This is a genomic window from Acinetobacter lactucae, assembly GCF_013344765.1.
Classification (GTDB): domain Bacteria; phylum Pseudomonadota; class Gammaproteobacteria; order Pseudomonadales; family Moraxellaceae; genus Acinetobacter; species Acinetobacter lactucae_A.
The window spans coordinates 1-7,272 of sequence record NZ_JABVBF010000174.1 but is presented as its reverse complement, the minus strand read 5'-3'; the positions used below and the strand labels follow the sequence as shown (position 1 = coordinate 7,272).

The 7,272-nt window shown below is 38.9% G+C and carries 8 protein-coding genes; 3 read left to right on the top strand and 5 right to left on the bottom strand.

Translation table 11 applies throughout. The annotated features are described in order from the left end of the window. Window positions 1–240 precede the first annotated feature (240 nt). From HUN22_RS14430 to rluB, 3 genes are read left to right on the top strand one after another with little or no spacing between them, the layout of a single operon-like run. Window positions 241–1,032: a segregation and condensation protein A gene (locus HUN22_RS14430; RefSeq protein WP_174730676.1), complete on the top strand. Its 792-nt coding sequence runs from the start codon at window positions 241–243 to the stop codon at window positions 1,030–1,032. Continuing rightward, on the top strand, window positions 1,029–1,625 hold the full coding sequence (gene scpB, locus HUN22_RS14425; RefSeq protein WP_002120355.1) for an SMC-Scp complex subunit ScpB: 597 nt from the start codon (window positions 1,029–1,031) through the stop codon (window positions 1,623–1,625). The genes HUN22_RS14430 and scpB overlap by 4 nt, the downstream gene beginning before the upstream one ends. Window positions 1,626–1,666: 41 nt before the next feature. Next, window positions 1,667–2,590 carry a 23S rRNA pseudouridine(2605) synthase RluB gene (rluB, locus tag HUN22_RS14420; protein ID WP_174730673.1) on the top strand — a complete coding sequence of 308 codons (924 nt, stop codon included), beginning with the start codon at window positions 1,667–1,669 and terminating at the stop codon, window positions 2,588–2,590. A gap of 60 nt (window positions 2,591–2,650) precedes the next feature. Here rluB and bioD read toward each other — a convergent pair whose 3' ends face one another. The 5 genes from bioD to HUN22_RS14395 all read right to left on the bottom strand — a co-directional run. Beyond that, entirely contained in the window at window positions 2,651–3,295 is a 645-nt protein-coding gene (gene bioD / locus HUN22_RS14415; protein WP_174730670.1) for a dethiobiotin synthase, read from the bottom strand. Further along, on the bottom strand, window positions 3,296–4,045 hold the full coding sequence (bioC, locus tag HUN22_RS14410) for a malonyl-ACP O-methyltransferase BioC (protein WP_174730667.1): 750 nt from the start codon (window positions 4,043–4,045) through the stop codon (window positions 3,296–3,298). Continuing rightward, window positions 4,042–5,199 carry an 8-amino-7-oxononanoate synthase gene (locus tag HUN22_RS14405; protein ID WP_174730664.1) on the bottom strand — a complete coding sequence of 386 codons (1,158 nt, stop codon included), beginning with the start codon at window positions 5,197–5,199 and terminating at the stop codon, window positions 4,042–4,044. Before HUN22_RS14405 ends, bioC begins: the two co-directional genes overlap by 4 nt. A gap of 1 nt (window position 5,200) precedes the next feature. After that, on the bottom strand, window positions 5,201–6,481 hold the full coding sequence (gene bioA / locus HUN22_RS14400; RefSeq protein WP_174730661.1) for an adenosylmethionine--8-amino-7-oxononanoate transaminase: 1,281 nt from the start codon (window positions 6,479–6,481) through the stop codon (window positions 5,201–5,203). A gap of 93 nt (window positions 6,482–6,574) precedes the next feature. Continuing rightward, the coding region (locus tag HUN22_RS14395) for a hydrolase (protein WP_174730658.1) at window positions 6,575–7,272 on the bottom strand (698 nt) is incomplete at its 5' end.

The window sequence follows — 7,272 nt, the reverse complement described above, 5'->3', positions numbered from 1 at the left end:
AAGTGCTTTTGAATAAGCACTTACATTTTTTACCAATAGTTTAAAAAAAAGTATTATCACTCAAAAAAATACTCTTTATTTATTTTGGATTTTTTTTACACTTTAGTCGTTAAGTAATTTATTAAAAGACACAATTCATTTAGAATGATTTTCACTATCTGCTGTTCTTCTACTTACAGCTGTCTTTGACTTGAATAACAAGTCTCATGCTTTTGAAAATTCGCGTGGCTTATAATCGTAATGAATCAATCACTTCATCAATCCATGGAAGACGCTCCACACATCCGTGTTTTAGATGAGTGGCATGACAAGATTCCTGAAGATCTCTATATACCTCCAGCTGCATTTGAGATTTTGCTCGAGCATTTTGAAGGTCCATTAGATTTTTTAATCTATCTGATTCAGAAAAATGGTTTCGATTTAATTCAACTCGATATTGCGCCTATTGCGACTCAATATTTAGCTTATATGGATAGTATGAAGTCTTTAAATATCGAGTTAACGGCAGATTATATGGTAATGGCTGCTCTATTGGCCGACCTAAAATCTCGCCTACTTTTACCGAAACCTACAATTATAAGCATTGAAAAAGATCCTAAGCAGGAGCTTATTGATCGTCTTGAGACTTATCTACGTATTAAGCAAGCAGCTGAGCGTTTAGGTCAAATGCCAATTCTTGAGCGCGATACATTTAGTGCTAATGTAAGCTTAGGCCATATCTCGCCTATTTATGAAGGTTACGATATCTCAGCGCTACATGATGCTTTGTTCTGTGTATTTAACCGTCCAGAACCTGTTACGCACGTTATTGCTCAAGAACCTGTTTTACTTGAAGAACGCATCGCATATATTGAAGAGAAATTAGAGTCTGGCGACGTGTTAAGTTTTAAAGAATTACTCAACCCCCAACAGGGCCGTATGGGAATGGTTGTAACATTTATGGCGGTTTTAGAGTTAACCCGCCAGCAGAAAATTAAAATTATTGCCACTGGTATTGAAGCCCCCTTAGCAATTCAAGGATCTTCACTATGAGTAGTTTCGAACAAAATAATAGTGATTTGTCATTAGCTGACATACATCATGAAGTCTTATTACAACTTGAAGCAATTATCTTTGCCAGTGAAGCGCCTGTTTCTATTGCTCGCTTAAAAGAAGCATTTAATAATCAGTACAATAAACAACAGCTTCGCCAACTTTTACAACAGCTTGCGCTATTACAACATGGCCGGTCTATTGAGTTGATTGAAACAGCGCAAGGGTTTCGCTTTCAGGTAAGATCTAAATATCGTAGTATTATTGCGCAAATTTGGCCAGAGCGACCAACAAAACTGTCGCCTTCATTACTAGAAACCCTGGCTGTCATTGCTTATCATCAACCGGTTACCCGAGCTGATATTGAACAAATTCGTGGTGTATCTAATAATAGTCAGATTCTTAGAACACTATTTGACTGGAACTGGATTAAAGAAGCTGGTTTTAGAGATTTACCCGGAAGACCTGCGTTGCTAATTACAACGCCTCAGTTTCTGAATGCTTTTGGTCTAGCTTCGCTAGGCCAATTGCCTCCCCTACAGAACGCCAAGGAAGCCTTTATGGCTCTCGATGCAAATGCACCGAAATCATAAAGAGGTGGACTGTTGATCATTATGTCTAAGGTTGTGCTGTCATGAGTGAAAAATTGCAAAAGGTATTAGCGCGAATCGGATTAGGTTCCCGCCGATATATGGAAGAGGTTATTGCCGCAGGACGCGTGAGTGTAAACGGTCGTGTTGCCCAAGTGGGTGAGCGCATTGAACCAGGCGATGAATTACGCATTGATGGCCGCAAAGTTCAGTTTCAGATTGAAGACGAGATTCGTCGTCGTGTACTGATTTATTATAAGCCTGAGGGTGAAATCTGTTCACGGAATGATCCTGAAAAACGCCCGACCGTATTTGATCATTTACCACAAATTGCCAATGACCGCTGGGTAATGGTAGGTCGTCTGGATATTAACAGTACGGGTTTATTACTCTTCACAAATGATGGTGAACTCGCTAATCGCTTAATGCATCCATCAAATGAAATTGAACGTGAATATGCTGTTCGAGTTATGGGTGAAGTAACCCCTAAAATACGCCAAAATATGGTCACTGGAGTAGAGCTCGAAGATGGCCAAGCCAAATTCGAATCATTCTCTGAAATTGGTGGTGAAGGTATTAACCGCTGGTACCAAGTCGTAGTGAAAGAAGGCCGTAACCGCGAAGTACGTCGTATTTTCGAATCGCAAGATCTTAAAGTAAGTCGTTTATTACGTACACGCTATGGTACCGTTATTTTACCACGCGAATTACGTACTGGCCGTTGGATGGAACTCGACAAAACTGACATCGACAACTTAGCAAAATCAGTTGAGTTAAAACCACGCCAAGGTACAGGTTTATTTGGTATGGCAAAACGTCGTACTGATCGTATGACTGAAAAACCAATGGCAGCGCGTCGTGGCGGTTACTTACGTCAACAACGTCGTGATGATGAAAAAGAAGCTCCAGTTAATACGGGTAGCCAACGTAAAGCGACTGGCTTTAACCGTGGCTCTAAGAAATTCTAAAATATGCATAAGATGTAAAAAACCGCTCTTATAAGAGCGGTTTTTTATAGCCCGTTGAACTTAATTCATTTTTGCCAGTTCAATCCATTCAGCTTCAGGGAAATGAACAGCTAAATAATCTTTCAAATAATTTGAAGTATCTTGAGAAATTAATGGATCTTTTGATTCATCTTTTAGGTTATAAACCAAGGCTTTTAATTTCAGTCCACGAGTTTTAAGTGCTTCAAGACTAAGTAAAGTGTGATTAATACTTCCGAGTCGACCCGAGGTTACTAAAATAACCGGAAACTGGTGCTGAGCCACATAATCGATGGTCAGCAGACTGGTGGTTAATGGCACCATTAAGCCTCCCGCACCTTCTAACAATACAATTTCAAAACGTTCAGCTAATGTTTGAGTCGCTTTTTCAATTTTTTGAAAATCAATTTCTCGGTTATCAAGACGTGTTGCTAAATGAGGTGAAGCTGGATAACTAAAAATTTCAGGCATAGTGAGCTTGTCATGATCTTCTTGAAACCAGCCTTGACCCATAATTTCACGGTGCTTTTCGATATCTTCAGAAATATCAGCATTACCTGTCTGAATGAGTTTTTGGGTAATCACTTTTTTACCCTGCTCAGTCCATAATTTCGCTAAGAAACCTGTCGCGTAGGTTTTACCAATTTCGGTATCAATCCCACTCACAAAATAGATCTGGCCACTCATTTACTTCATTCTCCGGGCAATACAATAAATCGGATGATATGTTAGGGAATATCCCTCGGCACACTTAAACCGATCATAATCTTGATAAAACTGCTGTAAAGTTTGCTTAGTCCAACGATGCTGAGCAGTTGCCGTTACACCTGTTGCTTTTAAATGCTGCAACACATCTTTAGGCGAATCGAAATAGAGTTGAGCTTCGGACTCTGACAAATGCAAAATCTCAAAACCAGCTTGAGTTAAGGCACTATTCCAACTTTCAAATGACCAATAACTTAAACCTTGTCCTGTTAATTCTTTAATCTCTAATAAGTTTTTAAAGCCGAATGTTGAAAAGCATAACCAACCTTGATCGACTAAAGCCTCATTGCAACGTTTAAGCAAACGGGATAAATCTTGCATCCACTGCAAAGCTGAACCTGACACAATCATATCGAGCTGCTGCGGAAGCTCTAACGTCTCAACGTCTCCAATCAACCACTCCAAACTTTCGTGAGAATTAAAATGCTGCTGCACATCTGTATACAGATCATTCAAAATTAACTCTTCGATTTGAAAAGATGCAGTAATAAGACGAGTTAAATTGCCAGAACCACAACCAATTTCAAAGACACGTGACATCATACTCGGGCAAAACTGCTGGAGTAATCGTGTTAAATTTTGGCAAATTTGTTTTTGAACAACTGCATGTTCTGAATAGCTTTGCCCTGCTTTGGCAAAACGCTGGGCAACCAAGTTTTTATTCAAACTCACAGAAAACTCACCAATTCTTCAAGCTCATGTTGCTGCACCATTGACGTTAAAGAAATACGCAAACGCGAACTATTTCTAGGTACTGTTGGCGGACGTACAGGCATCGCATAAAAACCACTTTCCTGAACCTGCTTTGCTTTATCGATAGCAGCCTGACTCTCTCCCACAATGACTGGAATAATATGGCTGGTCGATGGGCTATCGTAGCCCTTTTGCACAACAGCTTGTTGAAGATATTGGCTAATATTTTTTAAATGTTGACGCTGAGGTTGAGCAACTAATACTTTTTGAAAAATAAAGTTTGCCCATGCCATCACAATCGGTGGCTGTGCAGTACTAAAAATAAGTGGGCGCATTTTATTAATAAGATAATTTTTAATAATTGGATCGCAAATAATGTAACCACCGACTGCTGCTAATGCTTTACCCAAAGTACCGACTAGAAAATCAATTTCCTGAATCACATTATATTGTTCAGCACATCCTAAGCCTTGCTGACCACGCACACCAATTGAATGCGCTTCATCGACATATAACATGGTTTTAGCAAAACGCTTTTTGAGCTGGACTAAAGCTGCTAAATCCGTTTCATCCCCATCCATACTAAAAATACTTTCTGTGACCACAATAATTCGTTCAATCTTTTCATCATCATGATATTTTTGTAGAAGTTGTTCTAAGTGCTGTAAATCGTTATGTCGATAACGCACATATTGAGCACCAGATAAACGGATCCCATCAATCATGCTCGCATGGACTAACTTATCCGCCAATATTAAAGTTTTACTATCGGCGACAGCTGGCAAAATACCAATATTCATATGGTAGCCACTATTGAATAATAGAGCTGCCCGATCACCAAATGCTTTACTTAGGCTATTTTCTAACTGTTCATATTCTTCAAAATTACCCGTTAATAAGCGTGAAGATGAAGAACTAAAATAGCTTCGTTCTAATGGATAGCTATCTAAAAATTCTTGACGAAGATTAATATCAGCAGCTAACCCAAGATAGTCATTTGAAGCTAAGTTGAGCATCGTTTTATTTTGAATCGTAATAAAACGGTCATGCTGCACATTTTTAGTAAATTGTCTGAAGTTACCTTGTTGTTTTAACTCATCTAACTCGGCAGCAAAATGATCGAGCAATGACATCTTAATGCGCTCCCTGCATCGTTTGAACAACCTCAACCAATTGTTCAAGCAAATCATTTAACTCTTGATGAGTGATGACATACGGTGGCATCACATAAACCAATTTTCCAAAAGGACGAATCCAGATTCCACGGTCTACAAATTGTTGCTGTAAAGTTTTCATATCAACATTAAAGGTGAGTTCTACTACACCAATTGCACCGAGCACTCGTACATCGGCAACATAATCAAGGTGATTTAAAGGCATTAAATATTGGCTAAGCTGTTGCTCAATTCGCTTAATATTGGCCTGCCAATCTTGTTCAATTAACAATTGCGTACTTTTTAAAGCAACGGCACAAGCAAGTGGATTGGCCATAAAAGTTGGGCCGTGCATAAACACCCCAGCCTCACCGCGACTAATCGTTTCTGCAACATGCTTTGTGGTTAAAGTAGCCGACAGAGTCATATAGCCGCCTGTTAGCCCTTTACCTATACACATAATGTCTGGCTCAACTTGGGCATGTTCCCACGCAAAGAGCTTACCCGTGCGACCGAAACCAGTGGCAATTTCATCAAAAATTAAGAGCAGGTTATATTGTTCACAAAGTGCTTTCACTTGACGTAAATATTCAGGATGATAAAAACGCATGCCCCCTGCACCTTGTACAATTGGCTCAATAATCAGTGCAGCAAGATTTTCATGATTTTGCTGAATGGCCTGTTCTAGCTCAGCAATATCTTCTTGGTTCCATTCTTCATGAAATTTGGTTTGCGGTGCTGCTACAAAAAGCCGATTTGGTAAACTTGTACCAAAAATCTGATGCATGCCTGTCACTGGATCACAAACAGACATCGCATTCCATGTATCACCGTGATAACCAGAACGTGTAGTAATAAAATTTGTTTTTTGCGGTTGGCCTTGAGCTGTCCAAAATTGCACAGCCATTTTCAAAGCAACCTCAACAGCAACCGATCCCGAATCTGCATAAAAAATTTTATCTAGACTTGGCGGTGTAATTTTTAAGAGAATTTTTCCAAGTTCAATGGCAGGGTCATGGGTTAAACCACCAAACATGATATGTGACATATTCTGTAATTGATCTGTTACTGCCTGATTGAGTTCAGGATGGTTATAGCCGTGTATTGCACACCACCAAGACGACATACCATCAATTAAAGTCGTACCATCGTCGAGTTCAATCGTTGCCCCATAGGCACGTTTAACTTTAAAGGTTGGTAAAGGTTGAGTCATTGAGGTATATGGATGCCAAATATGTTCCAAATCAAATTTATCGGTCATCCTCTATACCCTTTTACAGCAATCAAATCTTTCATTTAGCACATGTTAAACCTGTTAAGAATGAAAGAAAATTGCGAGATCAATCAAAGCTTATTAACTTTGCTGATGAATTGTTAAAAATTGGCAGATTTCTTCAATTGTTCGATCCACTTCTAGGTATGGAAAAGCATGGGTAGTGCCTTTTAGCACTTTATAATTTATGTTTTCTGTCACGATCTCTTTAAAATTTTCAACAATTTTGCAAGGAATGACATTATCTTGCTCAGCGAATAGATGAAGCTGTCGGCCAAGATAATTTTTTAAGTTATCTACCAAATTTAGTTGTTCAAGCATTTGCAAACCTTCTGACAGTAATTCGCTTGGAGGTGGGTTTGCGATGTTTTGTACGCTTACCCAATCTTGTTTAGCTTGAGTTGAACCGAGTGTAATTAAATAATAAAAACGTTTTAAAGTAGCTTGCGGATTTTTAAAAAAAGAAGCTTTAAATTGACTAAACACATCAGTAGGCATTGCAGTTTGCCAATGAGCATTGGCAACAAAACAAGGGTTTGAAGCAAGCGTAATTAATGTTTTAGTTTGCCCAGTTTGCTTATAAAAAATATCAACCAGTTGAGTCGCTAACTGCCCACCTAAAGACCAACCAATTACCACATCAACTTCAGCCACTAAATCAAGCTGTGCTTGAAAGTTACACTCTAAAACATTAAAAATATTAATAAGTTGTGTCTCAAACCCTACTTTTTCCAAATGCAATTTAAGACATTGCAAAGGCTCCACTCCTACTCCCCAAC

Coding starts and splice junctions, on each gene's coding strand:
- bioD (WP_174730670.1), bottom strand. CDS start 3,295: ATGAGTGGCCAGATCTATTTTGTGAGTGGGATTGATACCGAAATTGGT.
- HUN22_RS14430 (WP_174730676.1), top strand. CDS start 241: ATGAATCAATCACTTCATCAATCCATGGAAGACGCTCCACACATCCGT.
- scpB (WP_002120355.1), top strand. CDS start 1,029: ATGAGTAGTTTCGAACAAAATAATAGTGATTTGTCATTAGCTGACATA.
- HUN22_RS14405 (WP_174730664.1), bottom strand. CDS start 5,199: ATGTCATTGCTCGATCATTTTGCTGCCGAGTTAGATGAGTTAAAACAA.
- bioA (WP_174730661.1), bottom strand. CDS start 6,481: ATGACCGATAAATTTGATTTGGAACATATTTGGCATCCATATACCTCA.
- rluB (WP_174730673.1), top strand. CDS start 1,667: ATGAGTGAAAAATTGCAAAAGGTATTAGCGCGAATCGGATTAGGTTCC.